The 15054-nt window shown below is 66.5% G+C and carries 16 protein-coding genes; 12 read left to right on the forward strand and 4 right to left on the reverse strand.

Annotated elements, in window-relative coordinates; all coding sequences use genetic code 11:
• Positions 1-32 precede the first annotated feature (32 nt).
• Genes AB5S17_RS03695 through AB5S17_RS03710 form a run of 4 tightly spaced genes read left to right on the forward strand, consistent with a single transcriptional unit; the run spans position 33 to position 4772 of the window.
• A complete protein-coding gene (locus AB5S17_RS03695; RefSeq protein WP_369236288.1) occupies positions 33-578 on the forward strand; it encodes a TRAP transporter small permease subunit in 546 nt (181 codons plus the stop codon).
• Positions 575-1903: a TRAP transporter large permease gene (locus AB5S17_RS03700; protein WP_369236290.1), complete on the forward strand. Its 1329-nt coding sequence runs from the start codon at positions 575-577 to the stop codon at positions 1901-1903. The genes AB5S17_RS03695 and AB5S17_RS03700 overlap by 4 nt, the downstream gene beginning before the upstream one ends.
• Positions 1900-3252: a malonyl-CoA decarboxylase gene (locus tag AB5S17_RS03705; RefSeq protein WP_369236292.1), complete on the forward strand. Its 1353-nt coding sequence runs from the start codon at positions 1900-1902 to the stop codon at positions 3250-3252. Before AB5S17_RS03700 ends, AB5S17_RS03705 begins: the two co-directional genes overlap by 4 nt.
• Positions 3249-4772 (forward strand): malonyl-CoA synthase, encoded by a 1524-nt coding sequence (locus AB5S17_RS03710; protein ID WP_369236294.1) that lies wholly within the window; start codon positions 3249-3251, stop codon positions 4770-4772. The genes AB5S17_RS03705 and AB5S17_RS03710 overlap by 4 nt, the downstream gene beginning before the upstream one ends.
• Before the next feature lie 20 nt (positions 4773-4792).
• Here the strand turns inward: AB5S17_RS03710 and AB5S17_RS03715 are convergent, their stop codons facing one another.
• Both AB5S17_RS03715 and AB5S17_RS03720 read right to left on the reverse strand, forming a co-directional pair.
• The gene (locus AB5S17_RS03715; protein ID WP_369236296.1) at positions 4793-5254 is read right to left on the reverse strand and encodes a DUF5615 family PIN-like protein; all 462 of its coding nucleotides are present in this window, start codon (positions 5252-5254) and stop codon (positions 4793-4795) included.
• Complete coding sequence (locus AB5S17_RS03720) at positions 5181-5459, reverse strand: DUF433 domain-containing protein (protein ID WP_369236298.1); 279 nt, start codon at positions 5457-5459, stop codon at positions 5181-5183. The genes AB5S17_RS03715 and AB5S17_RS03720 overlap by 74 nt, the downstream gene beginning before the upstream one ends.
• 159 nt (positions 5460-5618) lie before the next feature.
• Between AB5S17_RS03720 and AB5S17_RS03725 the strand changes: the two genes are divergently transcribed.
• From AB5S17_RS03725 to AB5S17_RS03750, 6 genes are all read left to right on the forward strand, one after another.
• The gene (locus AB5S17_RS03725; RefSeq protein ID WP_369236300.1) at positions 5619-6404 is read left to right on the forward strand and encodes a DeoR/GlpR family DNA-binding transcription regulator; all 786 of its coding nucleotides are present in this window, start codon (positions 5619-5621) and stop codon (positions 6402-6404) included.
• A gap of 101 nt (positions 6405-6505) precedes the next feature.
• The gene (gene glpD / locus AB5S17_RS03730; protein ID WP_369236302.1) at positions 6506-8008 is read left to right on the forward strand and encodes a glycerol-3-phosphate dehydrogenase; all 1503 of its coding nucleotides are present in this window, start codon (positions 6506-6508) and stop codon (positions 8006-8008) included.
• An 18-nt stretch (positions 8009-8026) separates the two neighbouring features.
• On the forward strand, positions 8027-9103 hold the full coding sequence (locus tag AB5S17_RS03735; protein ID WP_369236304.1) for an ABC transporter ATP-binding protein: 1077 nt from the start codon (positions 8027-8029) through the stop codon (positions 9101-9103).
• An 11-nt stretch (positions 9104-9114) separates the two neighbouring features.
• Positions 9115-10191, forward strand: coding sequence for an ABC transporter ATP-binding protein (locus AB5S17_RS03740; RefSeq protein WP_369236306.1), 1077 nt, complete (start codon positions 9115-9117; stop codon positions 10189-10191).
• A gap of 11 nt (positions 10192-10202) precedes the next feature.
• The gene (locus tag AB5S17_RS03745) at positions 10203-11090 is read left to right on the forward strand and encodes a carbohydrate ABC transporter permease (RefSeq protein WP_369236308.1); all 888 of its coding nucleotides are present in this window, start codon (positions 10203-10205) and stop codon (positions 11088-11090) included.
• Positions 11087-11980, forward strand: coding sequence for a carbohydrate ABC transporter permease (locus AB5S17_RS03750; protein ID WP_369236310.1), 894 nt, complete (start codon positions 11087-11089; stop codon positions 11978-11980). Before AB5S17_RS03745 ends, AB5S17_RS03750 begins: the two co-directional genes overlap by 4 nt.
• 212 nt (positions 11981-12192) lie before the next feature.
• On the opposite strand, the gene AB5S17_RS03755 is transcribed toward AB5S17_RS03750, so the two are convergent.
• Positions 12193-12549, reverse strand: coding sequence for a helix-turn-helix transcriptional regulator (locus AB5S17_RS03755; protein ID WP_369236312.1), 357 nt, complete (start codon positions 12547-12549; stop codon positions 12193-12195).
• 9 nt (positions 12550-12558) lie between these two features.
• Positions 12559-12795 carry a type II toxin-antitoxin system RelE/ParE family toxin gene (locus AB5S17_RS03760; RefSeq protein ID WP_369236314.1) on the reverse strand — a complete coding sequence of 79 codons (237 nt, stop codon included), beginning with the start codon at positions 12793-12795 and terminating at the stop codon, positions 12559-12561.
• 66 nt (positions 12796-12861) lie between these two features.
• Between AB5S17_RS03760 and AB5S17_RS03765 the strand changes: the two genes are divergently transcribed.
• Both AB5S17_RS03765 and AB5S17_RS03770 read left to right on the forward strand, forming a co-directional pair.
• On the forward strand, positions 12862-13146 hold the full coding sequence (locus AB5S17_RS03765; RefSeq protein ID WP_369236316.1) for a DUF2160 domain-containing protein: 285 nt from the start codon (positions 12862-12864) through the stop codon (positions 13144-13146).
• An 89-nt stretch (positions 13147-13235) separates the two neighbouring features.
• Complete coding sequence (locus tag AB5S17_RS03770; protein ID WP_369236318.1) at positions 13236-14987, forward strand: ABC transporter substrate-binding protein; 1752 nt, start codon at positions 13236-13238, stop codon at positions 14985-14987.
• Positions 14988-15054 lie beyond the last annotated feature (67 nt).

Raw genomic sequence — 15054 nt, forward strand, 5'->3', positions numbered from 1 at the left:
CCGCGTCCTTCGATGAACAGGCGGGGAGCGGCATGCGCCTCTATATCGTGGTCGTTTCGGCGGTGTCGCGGGTCTTCGGTGTCGTCGCCGCCGCCGCGCTCGTCTCGGCGGTCCTGTCGGTCAGCGACATGGTCTTCGTACGCTATGCGCTCGGCCAGTCGACGGTCTGGCAGACGGAGTACACCACCTATGCCATCGTGGCCGCGACCTTTCTCGGCGCGCCCTGGGTGCTGATCGAGCGCGGCCACGTCAATGTCGACATCCTGCAGCTGGCGGCGGCCCCGCGCGTCCGGCTCGTCATGCAGGCGCTCGCGGGCCTGTTCTCGCTCCTCTTCGTGGCGCTGCTCGCCTATGCTGGCTGGTTCCACTTCGAAGAGGCCTGGAGCGGCGGCTGGACCAGCGACACGGTGTGGGCGGTGCCCCTGTGGATGCCGCTCCTGCCGATGCCGGTCGGGACGATCCTCCTCGCCCTGCAATATGTCGCGGAGCTGATGCGGCTCGTCACCGAGGGTCCGGTGACGGCAGAGACCCCGAACGACACGCTGTTCTCCGATACCACCAAGGAAGCGCATCCATGACGCCGCTGACCGACGGGCTGGTGATGCTCGTCGCCCTTCTCGGGCTCCTGGCGATCGGCACGCCCATCGCCTTCGCGCTCGGCCTCGTCTCGATGGGCGCGCTGTTCTCCGTCTACGGCGTCTTCTTCCTGCAGACGCTCGGCGAGCAGTTCTTTGGCGCCCTCTCCTCGTTCAGCCTCGTCTCGGTGCCGATGTTCATCCTGATGGGTGCGGCGGTCGCCTCCTCGCCGGCGGGCAAGGATCTCTACGAGGCGCTGGACCGCTGGCTGAACCGCGTGCCCGGCGGGCTCGTCCTGTCGAACCTCGGCGCCTGCTCGATCTTCGCCGCCCTGTCCGGCTCCTCGCCCGCGACCTGCGCCGCGATCGGCAAGATGGGCATTCCGGAGATGCGCCAGCGCGGCTATCCCTCGGAGATCGCCGCCGGCTCGATCGCCGCCGGCGGCACGCTCGGCATCCTGATCCCGCCTTCGGTCACGATGATCGTCTACGGCATCGCGACCGAGACCTCGATCGGCCGGCTGTTCCTCGCGGGCCTCCTGCCCGGGCTGATGCTGACCGTGTTCTTCATGGCCTGGACGATCATCGCCTGCAAACGCCGCGGGCTCGGCCTGTCGGACCTGACGCAGAGCTTCTCCATGCGCGAACGCTTCGCCGCGCTGCCGCGCGTCCTGCCGTTCCTGGCGATCATCGTCGGTGTCTTGTTCGTGCTCTATGGCGGCGTCGCGACGCCGTCCGAAGCCGCCGGCGTCGGCGCGCTGTTCTGCCTGATCCTCGTCGCGGTGGTCTACGGCATCTTCTCGCATTCCTGGAAGTTCTCGCAGATGCGGGCGATCTTCCGCGATACGCTGAAGGAAAGCGTGATGATCATGCTGATCATCGGCGCCTCCGAACTCTTCGCCTTCGCCCTCTCCTCGCTGTTCATCACCCAGACCGTCGCTCAGGCGATCGCCGACATGGACGTGAACCGCTGGGTGCTGATGGGGGTGATCAACCTCTTCCTGCTCGTCGCCGGCTTCTTCCTGCCGCCGGTGGGCGTGATCCTGATGACCGCGCCGATCCTGTTGCCGATCGTCACCCATGCCGGCTTCGACCCCTACTGGTTCGCGGTCATCCTGACGATCAACATGGAGATCGGCCTGATCACTCCGCCGGTCGGGCTGAACCTCTACGTGATCAACGGCATCGCGCCTGACATCTCGCTCGGCCAGATCCTCAGGGGCTCGCTGCCCTATGTCCTGTGCATGATCCTCGGCATCGTCATGCTCTGCCTGTTCCCGCAGATCGCGCTGGTGCTGCCGAACCTCGTCATGGGAGCCGACCTGTGAGCCGCGTCTCGCTTCTGTCCGATCTTCTGAGCTCGCTCGGCGCAAGGTCCTGGTTCCTCGGCGACGAGGTCAAGCCGATGGACGTCCCGGCGATCTGCGGCCTCTGCAAGAAACTGGTCTCGTCGAAGGGCGAGGCCACCGGCGTGCGGCTCGCCGCGGAGATCCTGAAGGGCATCCGCGCCCTCGACGAAGCCGGAACGGTCCGGCTGTTCGAGATGTTCGCGGCGGAGTTCACCCCGGACGCCGAAGCGTTGCGCGCGGCGGCCGAAGCCTATGCCGCCGATCCCGGCCCGGCCACGCTCGCCAGGCTCCAGCATCTCGCCGAGCCGCCGCGCCAGGAACTCTTCCGCCGCTTGAACCTTGCGCCCGGCGGCACGGCGGAACTCGTCAAGCTGCGCGAGAAGCTGCTGCCGCATCTGCGCGAGGATCGGGAGCGCTTCGGGCCGGTCGATGCCGACCTCCGGCATCTCTTCCAGTCGTGGTTCAACCGCGGCTTCCTGATGCTGCGGCCGATCGACTGGAACACGCCGGCGGCGATCCTGGAGAAGATCATCCGCTACGAGGCGGTCCACGCCATCGGCGACTGGGACGAGCTGCGCCAGCGCCTCGCACCCGCCGACCGGCGCTGCTTCGCCTTCTTCCACCCGTCGATCCCCGACGATCCGCTGATCTTCGTGGAGGTCGCGCTGACCGAGGCGATCCCCGCCTCGATCGCCGCCGTGCTCGATCCCGACCGGCTGGTCATCTCGCCGGAGGAGGCGGAGACGGCCGTCTTCTACTCGATCTCCAACTGCCACAGCGGCCTGGCCGGCATCTCCTTCGGCTCCTTCCTGATCAAACAGGTGGCCGAGGACCTGAAGGAGACGATCCCGAACCTGAAGACCTTCGTCACCCTGTCGCCGGTGCCGGGCTTCGCGGCCTGGCTGAAGAGCCTGCCCGCCGAGATGGCCGAGCGGCTTGAGCCGGAGGAGAAGCAGGCGCTGGCGATCGTCTCGGAGGAGGGCTGGGCGAGCGATCCGACGCTGGCCGGCGAAGCGCGGAGCGGCCTGCTGTCGCTCGCCGCGCGCTATTTCCTGCGCGCCAGGCGCCCGGACGGCCAGCCGCAGGACCCCGTCGCCCGCTTCCATCTCGGCAACGGCGCGATGCTGAACCGCATCATGCACCTCGGCGATCCGTCGAGGCGCGGGCTCGCCCAGGCGCATGGGCTGATGGTCAACTATCTCTACGATCTGCCCCGGGTCGAGCAGCGGCACGAGGCCTATGCGGCGGAGGGCGAGATCGCCGCCAGCCGCGCCGTCACCGCCCTCCTGCCCGGCCGGGCCGGCCACACGATGAAGGATGTCGCATGACCAACACGCTGTTCGACGCCCTGCTGGCGGCCGGCCGCCGCGATCTCAGCCGCCGCTTCGCGCTCCTGCCGGACGGCCGGGACTACAGCTACGAGGCTGTCGAGGCCGTCTCGGCACGCTTTGCCAATGTGTTGACGAAGCTCGGGCTCCAGCCCGGCGACCGGGTGGCGGTGCAGGTCGAGAAGTCGATCGAGGCGCTGATGCTCTATCTCGGCACGGTGCGCGCCGGCGGCGTCTTCCTGCCGCTCAACACGGCTTATACGCCGGCCGAGGTCGAGTATTTCCTGACCGACGCCAAGCCACGGGTCTTCGTCTGCGATCCGAAGAAGCGCGACCAGCTGGCCCCGATCGCGGAAGCCGCGGGCGCAACGATCGAGACGCTCGGCGTCTGGGCGTCGGAGGGCCAGAGCGCCGGCTCCCTGAGCGACAAGGCCCTGGCGGCCAGCAACCGCTTTGCCACGGTCGAACGCGGCCCGGAGGATCTCGCCGCCATCCTCTACACCTCCGGCACCACCGGCCGGTCGAAGGGCGCGATGCTCACCCACGCCAATCTCCTCTCCAACGCCGAAGTGCTGAAGGAGACCTGGCGCTTCACCGAGGACGACGTCCTCCTCCACGCGCTGCCGATCTTCCACACCCACGGCCTCTTCGTCGCGTCCAACACACTGCTCGTCGCCGGCGGCGCGATGATCTTCCTGCCGAAGTTCGATGTCGACGAGGTCTTCCGCCATCTCGGCCAGGCGACGTCGATGATGGGCGTGCCGACCTTCTACACGAGGCTTCTCGCCGACGAGCGGCTGTCACGCGAGACCGCCGGCCACATCCGCCTGTTCACCTCGGGCTCCGCGCCGCTTCTCGCCGAAACGCATCGAGCCTTCGAGGCCCGGACCGGCCAGCGCATCCTCGAGCGCTACGGCATGACCGAGACCAACATGAACACGTCGAACCCCTATGACGGCGAGCGGCGCGCCGGCACGGTCGGCTTTCCCCTGCCCGGCGTCTCGCTGCGCATCGCCGATCCGGAGACCGGTGCCGAGCTGCCGGTGGGCGAGATCGGCATGATCGAGGTGAAGGGGCCGAACGTGTTCTCCGGCTATTGGCAGATGCCGGAAAAGACCGCCTCGGAGTTCCGCAAGGACGGCTTCTTCATCACCGGCGATCTCGGCCTGATCGATGCGGACGGCTATGTCTCCATCGTCGGGCGCGGCAAGGATCTCGTCATTACCGGCGGCTTCAACGTCTATCCCAAGGAGGTGGAGCTCGCGATCGACGAGCTGCCGGGCGTCGTCGAGAGCGCCGTGATCGGCGTGCCGCACAAGGATTTCGGCGAAGGCGTCGTCGGCTGCGTGGTGGCGAAGGAGCCGCTTGAGGAAGAGGCGGTGATCGGGGCGCTGAAGGACAAGCTCGCCCGCTTCAAGCAGCCGAAGCGCATCGTCTTCGTCGACGAGCTACCGCGCAACACCATGGGCAAGGTGCAGAAGAACATCCTGCGCGAGCGGTTTGCGGGGCTGTTGAGCTGAGGCTGAGGGATCTCGCCGTTTCAGCGCTTGAAGGGCGATACCGGCGGAAGGGACGTATCCTCCTGCTTCAGATCGTCGAGCCGCCGAAGGGTCCTGCCGCCCTTCCAGTCGACGACCACAAGCGCGCTGTGGTCCAGTTCGGCAAGCTCATCGACGGCGGTTCTTAAGCCGACGGCGTTGGCCCGCAGCAATGTCAGATTGTTGGTCGGCAGGACGATGATGGAGAGCGTCCGGCCGACCAGGCTGTTCTGGAACGCCATGTTGCTGTCGGACGTCACCAGGACGTCGAACGACGCTTCCACGAGCGCGAGAAGTTCGCCGTTCTGTTTGCCCTTCCAGCCTTCGCGCTCGACGAACGAGACGACGTGGCCTTGGAGGACCTGCCGCAGCGGGCGAGGCATGTTCTCGTCAAGGAACACCCGCACGGCTTTTCGCCTCGCTTTCTTCGGTCGCTTGGTGAGCGACCGCAGGCGCGGCGTCAATCAGGCGCTTCCCGGCTTCGAGGATTGCGGCGCGCAGGTCGTCTCGGTCGAGCGTCGGGAAGTTGTCCAGGATCTCGTCGAGACTGTAGCCTTCGGCAAGGTTCTCGAACAGCATCTCCGCCTGGACACGGGTGCCGCGGAAGGTGGGTCGACCGCCCAGCACGCCTTCCTGCCGGACGATGACCGCCTGTCGGTCGGTAGCCATGGCGCTCTTCTTCCCTCACAGCACGCCTGCGACATTACCGGCGAGCGAGAGCGCTTTCAACGCTGCCCCCAGGCGGGGCCGCGTTCTGGGGCTTTCGTTCGTTGCGCTTTGCTTTCGGTTTCAGCATGATCGCGCCCTCGCCCGAGGAGTCTCCGCGCCATGCTGTCCGAACGCCAACTGCAGATCCTCGAAGCCGCCAAGCGCACAGGCCGTGTCGCGGTCGACGATCTGGCCAGCCGCTACGAGGTGTCGGTCCAGACCATCCGCAAGGACCTCAACGACCTCTGCGACCAGCGGCTGCTCACCCGCGTCCATGGCGGCGCGGTGCTCTCTTCCGGCGTCGAGAATGTCGGCTACGACGCCCGGCGGGTGATCGCGGCGGACGAGAAGGCCGCGATTGGACGGGCGGTCGCGGACCTCATTCCCGACCGGGCGTCCCTCTTCATCAACATCGGCACCACCACCGAGGCGGTGGCGCACGCCCTGCTGCGCCATGCCGGGCTGATGGTGATCACCAACAACATCAATGTCGCGACCGCCATGCGTCCCTATCCGGAGATGGAGGTCGTGATCGCCGGCGGCGTGGTGCGGCGCTCGGACGGCGGCATCGTCGGCGAGGCGGCCGTCGACTTCATCCGCCAGTTCAAGGTCGACTTCGCCGTCATCGGCGTCTCGGCGATCGACGCCGACGGCTCGCTGCTCGACTTCGATTATCGCGAGGTGCGCGTCGCGCAGGCGATCATCGGCAATGCCCGCCACGTCATCCTTGCGGCCGATTCCTCCAAATTCGAGCGCAGCGCACCCGTCCGGATCGGCCACCTGACGCAGGTGCATACGTTCGTGACCGACGCGGCACCGCCCGCGATCCACCGCATCTGCCGCGACGCGGAGATGCGGTTGATCGAGACGGGGCCCACTCAGGAAGACCGCTCACCCGCCGGATGACGAAACCGTAATATTTCGTTTGACCTTCGCTTTAGTTTCGCCGTAAGCTTCTGCATGTTCGCAATCGCAACCCGGATGTTGCGATGCGATAAGAGGAAGCGATGCGCGATTACGACGTCTTCATCATCGGTGGCGGGATCAACGGCTGCGGCGTCGCCCGCGATGCGGCCGGCCGCGGCTACCGCGTCGGCCTCGCCGAGATGAACGATCTCGCCTCCGGCACGTCCTCCTGGTCGACCAAGCTGATCCATGGCGGCCTGCGCTATCTCGAGCACTACGAATTCAGCCTCGTGCGCCATGCGCTGATGGAGCGCGAGGTGCTGTGGTCGATCGCGCCGCACATCATCCGGCCGCTGCGCTTCATCCTGCCGCATCACGAGGGCCTGCGGCCCGCCTGGCTGCTGCGCACCGGCCTCTTCCTCTACGACCATCTCGGCGGCCGGAAGAAGCTGAAGGCGACGGCCTCGGTGGACCTCTCCGGCCCGCTCGGCGCGCCGCTGAAGCCTCAGTTCAGGAAGGGCTTCGAATATTCCGACGCCCGGGTCGACGATGCGCGGCTCGTCGTCCTCAACGCCCGCGATGCCGAGGCGCGCGGCGCCGACATCCTGGTGCGCACCCGGCTGATCGAGGCGCGGCGCGCTGGCGGGCTCTGGCACCTGCGCCTGAAGGACCAGGCGAGCGGCGAGAGCCTCTCCGCCACCGCCCGCTTCCTCGTCAACACCGGCGGCCCGTGGGTCGACGCGATCATCCGCAACGCGCTCGGGCAGAACGAGGCCCGGCACGTCCGCCTCGTCCAGGGCTCGCACATCGTCACGAAGAAGCTCTACGACCACGACCGGGCCTATATCTTCCAGAACGCCGACGGCCGGATCATCTTCGCGATCCCCTACGAGGACGACTTCACCCTCGTCGGCACCACCGACCAGGACTACGAGGGCGATCCCGGCGCGGTCGCGATCACCGAAGGCGAGATCGCCTATCTTCTGTCGGCCGCGAGCGAATACTTCGCCCGGCCGCTCGCGCGGGAAGATATCGTCTGGACCTATTCCGGCGTCAGGCCGCTGTTCGACGACGGCGCCTCCAAGGCGCAGGAGGCGACCCGCGACTACGTCCTGAAGGTCGAGGGCGGCAAGGGCGAGCCGGCGCTGCTGAACTGCTTCGGCGGCAAGATCACCACCTACCGCGTCCTCTCCGAAGAGGTGCTGGGCCACATCGGCCAGGCGATCGGGTCGAAGGGCGCGAGCTGGACCGGCGGCAAGCCGCTGCCGGGCGGCGACTTCCCCGTCGACGGCGTCGCCGCGCTCGAGGCCGAGTTGAAGCGGCGCGCGCCGGCGCTCGGCGAGCGCACGGTGCGGCGGCTGGTGCGCGGCTACGGCACCGACGCGCTCCAGATCGCCCGCAGCGGCAGCCTCGGTGACGATCTCGGCCACGGCCTGAGCGAGGCCGAGCTCGCCTGGCTGATCGACAAGGAATGGGCCGAAACGGCCGACGACATCCTGTGGCGCCGCACCAAGCTCGGCCTGCGCTTTTCCCGGGAGGAGACGGCGCGGCTCGCGGCCCACATGGCACAGATCAAAGCGGAACGGAGGACGGCCGCCGAATAGGCACCGTTTGGGAGGACGATGCTCGAACTCAAAGACGTCAGCCGCACCGTCGGCGCCGAAAAGCACATCGTCGACGTGTCGCTGAAGCTCGAGCGCGGCACGGTCAACGTCCTGCTGGGGCCGACGCTCGCCGGAAAGACCTCGCTGATGCGGCTGATGGCCGGACTCGATGCGCCGACGGCCGGCCGGGTGTTCATGGACGGTGAGGACGTCACCGGCGTACCCGTCCGGCGGCGCAACGTCGCCATGGTCTACCAGCAGTTCATCAATTACCCGACCCTGACCGTCTACGAGAACATCGCCTCGCCGCTGCGCATCCAGAAGCGCTCGGCTGCGGAGATCGACGCCGCGGTGAAGAAGGCGGCGGAGCTCCTGCGGATGACGCCGTATCTCGACCGCACGCCGCTCAATCTCTCCGGCGGCCAGCAGCAGCGGACCGCCCTCGCCCGCGCTCTGGTGAAGGGCGCGGACCTCGTCCTCCTCGACGAGCCGCTCGCGAACCTCGACTACAAGCTGCGCGAGGAACTGCGCGAGGAACTGCCGAAGATCTTCGCCGAGACCGGCGCGATCTTCGTCTATGCGACGACGGAGCCGCAGGAGGCGCTGCTTCTCGGCGGCCGCACCGCGACACTGTCGAAGGGCCGCGTCACCCAGTTCGGCGAGACGACAAGTGTCTACCGCCGGCCGCACGACCTCCTGACGGCGCGCACCTTCTCGGACCCGCCGCTGAACGTCGTCGCCGTGACCAAGTCCGGCCGCAGCTTCGCCGGCCCCGGCGGCCTGACCTTTCCTGCCGCGGCGGAGCATGCCCCCCTTCCCGACGGGCCGTACCGGATTGGCATCCGGCCGCATCGGCTGACGCTGGGGGGCGGCGAAAGCACCGGCTTCGACGCGCTCGTCCAGCTCACCGAGGTGACGGGCTCGGAGACCTTCATCCACGCCGACTTCGGGGGCGAGCGCGTCGTCGCGCTGATCCACGGCATCAAGCGCGTGGAGGCCGGGGACCGGGTCCGGCTCGGCTTCGACCCGGCCCATGTCCTGGTCTTCGACGAAGCCGGCGAGGCCGCCGGTACGCCCGAAGCGCTGGCAGCCTGAGGAGACCGGCCATGGCTCGCATCCGCCTCGACCACATCCGCCACGCCTATTCGCCCGAACTCGCCCGCGCCGGCACCTATGCCCTGCGCGAGGTGGATCACGCCTTCGAGGACGGCGGCGCCTATGCGCTGCTCGGCCCCTCCGGCTGCGGCAAGACCACGCTCCTCAACATCATCTCGGGCCTCCTGACCCCGTCGGAGGGGCACGTGCGCTTCGACGACCGCGACGTGACGCTGCTGACGCCGGAGGCGCGCAACATCGCGCAGGTGTTCCAGTTCCCGGTCATCTACGACACGATGACGGTCGCGGAGAATCTCGCCTTCCCCCTGAAGAACCGCAAGGTGCCGGCCGCGGAGATCCGGACCCGCGTCGCCGACATGCTGCGGCGCATCGGTCTCGAAGCCAAGGCGAACCGCAAGGCCCGCGGCCTCACCGCCGACGAGAAGCAGAAGATCTCGCTCGGCCGCGGCCTCGTGCGCTCCGACGTCAACGCCATCCTCTTCGACGAGCCGCTGACGGTCATCGACCCGCATATGAAGTGGCAGCTGCGCTCGGAGCTGAAGCAGCTGCACCGCGAGTTCGCGATGACCATGGTCTACGTCACCCACGATCAGACCGAGGCGCTGACCTTCGCCGACAAGGTGGTGGTCATGTATGCCGGCGAGGTCGTCCAGATCGGCACGCCCGAAGAGCTGTTCGAGCGGCCGAAGCACACCTTCGTCGGCTATTTCATCGGCTCGCCCGGCATGAACCTCCTGCCCTGCCGGATCGAGAGCGGCGACGCGGTGGTTTCCGGCGCCCGCATCAGGCTCCGGGACGGGGCCGCGCGGGTCCATGCCGGCCAGACGACGGAACTCGGCATCAGACCGGAATTCGTCAGGATCGCACCGCGCGGAGAAGGCGTGCCGATCGTCGTCGACCGGGTCGAGGATGTTGGCTCGGAGCGCATCGTCCGGGCGCGGCTGAACGGCAATCCGCTGAGCGCGATCCTGCGCGACGACCATGCCGTGCCGGCCGAAGCGGACGCCGTCTTCGCGCCGGAGGCGCTGAACGTCTACGCCGATTCCTGGCTGGTCGAGCGAGGCTGAGGAGAAGCTCCATGGAAAAGACCTGGAACAACAAGGCCTGGTTCATGGTCCTGCCGGTCCTGGTGCTCGTCGCCTTCTCGGCGGTGATCCCGCTGATGACCGTCGTCAACTATTCGGTCCAGGACACCTTCGGCAACAACCAGTTCTTCTGGAACGGCACCGAGTGGTTCAAGGAGATCCTGACCTCGGACCGCTTCCACTCCTCGCTGATCCGCAATTTGGTCTTCTCCGGCATCATCCTGGCGATCGAGGTGCCGCTCGGCATTCTCGTCGCCCTGTCGATGCCGAAGAAGGGGGTCTGGGTGTCGGTCTGCCTCGTCCTGATGGCGCTGCCGCTGCTGATTCCCTGGAACGTCGTCGGCACGATCTGGCAGGTCTTCGGGCGCACCGACATCGGCCTTCTCGGCTATTCGATCGACGCGCTCGGCATCGACTACAACTACGTCGCCAACCCCATCCACGCCTGGATCACCGTCGTCGTCATGGACGTCTGGCACTGGACGAGCCTCGTCGTGCTCCTGTGCTATGCCGGCCTCGTCTCGATCCCCGACGCCTACTACCAGGCGGCCAAGATCGACGGCGCCTCCCGGCTGGCGGTGTTCCGCTACATCCAGCTGCCGAAGATGGGCCGGGTGCTGCTGATCGCCGTGCTCCTGCGCTTCATGGACTCCTTCATGATCTACACCGAGCCCTTCGTCGTCACCGGCGGCGGCCCCGGCAACTCGACAACGTTCCTGTCGATCGACCTCGTCAAGCTCGCCATCGGCCAGTTCAACCTCGGCGAAGCGGCGGCGATGAGCCTCGTCTACTTCCTGATCATCCTCGCCGTGTCATGGGTCTTCTACACCGTCATGACCAATGCCGGAGCCGACCGGCCGGCCAAGGAGGTGTCCGCATGAGTGACCACGCGACTGCCGCCCATCCGGCTCTTCCGGGCGAGAGCCACTCCGAGACCGCGCTCCGGGCCCGCGAGCGCGCGGCGAGCAGCCGGTTCCGCTGGAAGGCGCTGATCCCGATCGTCTACATCGTCTTCCTGCTCCTGCCGATCTATTGGCTCGTCAACATGAGCTTCAAGACGAACCAGGAGATCGTCTCGACGATGACACTGTTCCCGCAGCACTTCACGCTGAAGAACTACGTCACGATCTTCACCGACCGGTCCTGGTACTCCGGCTACATCAACTCGCTCGCCTATGTCCTGATGAACATGGTGATCTCGGTGGCGGCAGCGCTGCCGGCGGCCTACGCCTTCTCGCGCTACCGCTTCCTCGGCGACAAGCACCTGTTCTTCTGGCTGCTGACCAACCGCATGGCGCCGCCGGCCGTCTTCGCCCTTCCCTTCTTCCAGCTCTACTCCGCCTTCGGCCTGATCGACACCTACGTCGCCGTGGCGCTCGCCCACTGCCTGTTCAACGTGCCGCTGGCGGTCTGGATTCTCGAAGGCTTCATGTCGGGCGTGCCGAAGGAGATCGACGAGACCGCCTATATCGACGGCTATTCCTTCCCGCGCTTCTTCTTCAAGATCTTCATGCCGCTGATCGCGTCGGGCATCGGCGTCGCGGCCTTCTTCTGCTTCATGTTCTCCTGGGTGGAACTCCTGCTCGCCCGCACGCTGACGGTGACCGACGCCAAGCCCATCGCCGCGATCATGACCCGCACGGTGTCGGCCGCCGGCATGGACTGGGGGCTGCTGGCCGCCGCCGGCGCGCTGACGATCATCCCCGGCGCGATCGTGATCTGGTTCGTGCGCAACTACATCGCCAAGGGCTTCGCCCTGGGAAGGGTGTGATGGGAGTGGTTGCGATCCAGAAGGTGGGCGCCAGTCCCGGCCCAACGCCCGGTCATCCTCGGTCCCCGTCCCGAGGATCCGAAACGGCGCGTCAGCGAGACAGCACGGCTTTCTCATCCGCTTCGACGTCGCGGCGAGCGCAGAGTCGGGCTCTTAAGCCTTCCGGGATCCTCGGGACGGGGCCCGAGGGTGACGACGCTTCGATGAGTTCGCTAGTCCACGATGTCCTCGATGCCGAGCTTCAGCGCCTTGGCCAGCGCCCTCAGCGTCGACAGCCGCGGGTCGATTTTGCCGCTCTCGATGTCGCTAACCGTCGCCGGACGAAGCCCCGCTGCCGCCGCCAGATCGGCTTGCGTCATATTCACGGACTTGCGCCACGCGGCGAGAGGGTGGAGTTTGCCGTCCCACACCGCGCGCGCCAGTTCGCTGGGCATCGAAGGACTATCGGGATAGTCGAGTTCGGCTTGCCGTACCAAGGCGATGTCGCCGGCATCCTCGATCAGGTCATCGTATTCGGCGCGGGTCATGACGATCATGCTCTCGCCCTTAAGATTGACGGCCTCGTTCATGATGTCACCTCATCGATAGGCTTCACGGCGGTGGGCGACACGAAGCACCAACATGTCGTCCACCAAGACGAAGATCGCGCGCCAGACACCGATCCTCATTCGACACTCGTCCGATCCCGCCAGCTTCTTGACGTCGCCCTGCCCCGTCTCGGCAAATCGAAGCAACTTTGCCTCGATGGCATCTCGGTCGCGCGCGGGCATCCGGTTCAGGGCTTTCTTGGCTGCAGGATGGTAGACGACCTTCATTGCGGCATCCGTTCGAGCGCAGATATAAATTACGCTAACGCGTATGTGGATGGCAAGGAGGCTTAGATGATCGACCTCTCCTGGATGGCCTGGACCTGGCCGACCGCGATCTTCTTCGTCGCGATCTTCGCGATCCTCATCGGCATGGGCGCTTGGGAAGCCGCTTCGCCGGGAGGCAATCCCCGCATCGGCATACTGCGCTTCGAGACGACCCGCGGCGACCGGCTGTTCGTCTCGCTGCTCGGCTCGGCCTTGATCTGCCTCGGCTGGCTCTGGGCCACCGATCTCTCGCTCTGGTACGCGCTGATCGTCTGCGCGGCCTTCTTCCTTCTGGTCTTCCGGCTGGTCTAGCCGGAGGCGGAACAGGCATTGCCGCGCCCTGCCGGTCGGCGCGGACAAGCCTCACCTTCGGCCGGCGGATGATCTGGGAGGATTAACGGATGCGAAAGTTTCTCTTGGGCTCGACGGCGATGCTCGCCCTCGCGCTCCTCTCGAACCAGGCCTTCGCCGGGATGGACGAAGCCAAGCAGTTCCTCGACGCCGAGATCGGCGACCTGTCGACGCTTTCGCGCGCGGACCAGGAAAAGGAGATGCAGTGGTTCGTCAACGCGGCCAAGCCCTTCCAGGGCATGGAGATCCACGTCGTCTCGGAAAGCCTGACGACGCATGCCTATGAATCGAAGACGCTGGCTCCCTGGTTCTCCAAGATCACCGGCATCAAGGTGATCCACGACGTCATCCAGGAGGGCGACGTCGTCGAGAAAATCCAGACGCAGATGCAGACCGGCCAGAACCTCTATGACGGCTGGGTCAACGATTCCGACTTCATCGGCACGCACTGGCGCTACGGCCAGGTCCGCAACCTCACCGACTGGATGAAGGGCGAAGGCAAGGACGTCACCGACCCCTATTTCGACCTGAAGGACTTCATCGGCCTGTCCTTCACGACGGCGCCGGACGGCAAGCTCTACCAGTTGCCCGACCAGCAGTTCGCCAACCTCTACTGGTTCCGCTACGACTGGTTCAACGATCCGAAGAACAAGGCGGATTTCAAGGCGAAGTACGGCTATGACCTCGGCGTGCCGGTCAACTGGTCTGCCTATGAGGATATCGCCGAGTTCTTCACCGGCCGCGAGATCGACGGCAAGAAGGTCTTCGGCCATATGGACTATGGCAAGAAGGACCCGTCGCTCGGCTGGCGCTTCACCGACGCTTGGCTGTCGATGGCCGGCAATGGCGACAGGGGCCTGCCGAACGGCAAACCGGTCGACGAGTGGGGCATCCGCGTCAACGACAAGAGCCAGCCTTCCGGCTCCTGCGTCGCCCGCGGCGGCGACACCAACGGTCCGGCGGCGGTCTATTCGATCGTCAAGTATCTCGACTGGCTGAAGGCCTACGCCCCGCCCGAGGCGCAGGGCATGACCTTCTCCGAATCCGGCCCGGTCCCGGCGCAGGGCAACGTCGCCCAGCAGATCTTCTGGTACACGGCCTTCACCGCCGACATGGCCAAGCCCGGCCTGCCGGTCGTCAACGACGACGGCACTCCGAAATGGCGTGTCGCGCCCTCGCCGCACGGCGTCTACTGGAAGGACGGCATGAAGCTCGGCTACCAGGACGTCGGCTCCTGGACGCTGATGAAGTCGACCCCGGTCGAGCGCGCCAAGGCGGCCTGGCTCTACGCCCAGTTCGTCACCTCGAAGACCGTCGACGTGAAGAAGAGCCATGTCGGCCTCACCTTCATCCGCGACTCCACCATCCGCGACAAGAGCTTCACCGAGCGGGCCCCGAAGCTCGGCGGCCTAATCGAGTTCTACCGCTCGCCGGCCCGCGTGCAGTGGACCCCGACCGGCACCAACGTGCCGGACTATCCGAAGCTGGCGCAGCTGTGGTGGCAGAACATCGGCGACGCGGCCTCCGGCGCCAAGACGCCGCAGGAGGCGATGGACTCGCTCTGCGCCGACCAGGAGAAGGTGATGGCGCGCCTCGAGCGGGCCGGCATCCAGGGTGACATCGGGCCGCATCTCAACGACGAGCACGACATGGACTACTGGGTGAAATACGCCAACGAGCACGGCAACATCGCCCCGCAGCCCAAGAAGGAGAACGAGAAGGAGAAGCCGGTCACCGTCAATTACGACGAACTGGTGAAGAGCTGGCAGGACTCCGAAGCGGCGATGCCGCCCAAGGGCTGAGCTCCGGCCTCGGCGGGACGATGACGCAGTCGTCTTGCCGAATTCTTCGTCTTGAACGAGAGCCGGG

Origin of the sequence: Jiella sp. M17.18, from assembly GCF_041027365.1 — a bacterium.
Classification (GTDB): domain Bacteria; phylum Pseudomonadota; class Alphaproteobacteria; order Rhizobiales; family Rhizobiaceae; genus VKMB-3413.

Excerpts from the sequence above, each read along its gene's own strand:
- AB5S17_RS03695 (WP_369236288.1), top strand. The coding sequence starts at position 33 with ATGCGCCTCTATATCGTGGTCGTTTCGGCGGTGTCGCGGGTCTTCGGT.
- AB5S17_RS03700 (WP_369236290.1), top strand. The coding sequence starts at position 575 with ATGACGCCGCTGACCGACGGGCTGGTGATGCTCGTCGCCCTTCTCGGG.
- AB5S17_RS03710 (WP_369236294.1), top strand. The coding sequence starts at position 3,249 with ATGACCAACACGCTGTTCGACGCCCTGCTGGCGGCCGGCCGCCGCGAT.
- AB5S17_RS03720 (WP_369236298.1), bottom strand. The coding sequence starts at position 5,459 with ATGGCTACCGACCGACAGGCGGTCATCGTCCGGCAGGAAGGCGTGCTG.
- AB5S17_RS03725 (WP_369236300.1), top strand. The coding sequence starts at position 5,619 with ATGCTGTCCGAACGCCAACTGCAGATCCTCGAAGCCGCCAAGCGCACA.
- glpD (WP_369236302.1), top strand. The coding sequence starts at position 6,506 with ATGCGCGATTACGACGTCTTCATCATCGGTGGCGGGATCAACGGCTGC.
- AB5S17_RS03735 (WP_369236304.1), top strand. The coding sequence starts at position 8,027 with ATGCTCGAACTCAAAGACGTCAGCCGCACCGTCGGCGCCGAAAAGCAC.
- AB5S17_RS03740 (WP_369236306.1), top strand. The coding sequence starts at position 9,115 with ATGGCTCGCATCCGCCTCGACCACATCCGCCACGCCTATTCGCCCGAA.
- AB5S17_RS03745 (WP_369236308.1), top strand. The coding sequence starts at position 10,203 with ATGGAAAAGACCTGGAACAACAAGGCCTGGTTCATGGTCCTGCCGGTC.
- AB5S17_RS03750 (WP_369236310.1), top strand. The coding sequence starts at position 11,087 with ATGAGTGACCACGCGACTGCCGCCCATCCGGCTCTTCCGGGCGAGAGC.
- AB5S17_RS03755 (WP_369236312.1), bottom strand. The coding sequence starts at position 12,549 with ATGAACGAGGCCGTCAATCTTAAGGGCGAGAGCATGATCGTCATGACC.
- AB5S17_RS03760 (WP_369236314.1), bottom strand. The coding sequence starts at position 12,795 with ATGAAGGTCGTCTACCATCCTGCAGCCAAGAAAGCCCTGAACCGGATG.
- AB5S17_RS03765 (WP_369236316.1), top strand. The coding sequence starts at position 12,862 with ATGATCGACCTCTCCTGGATGGCCTGGACCTGGCCGACCGCGATCTTC.
- AB5S17_RS03770 (WP_369236318.1), top strand. The coding sequence starts at position 13,236 with ATGCGAAAGTTTCTCTTGGGCTCGACGGCGATGCTCGCCCTCGCGCTC.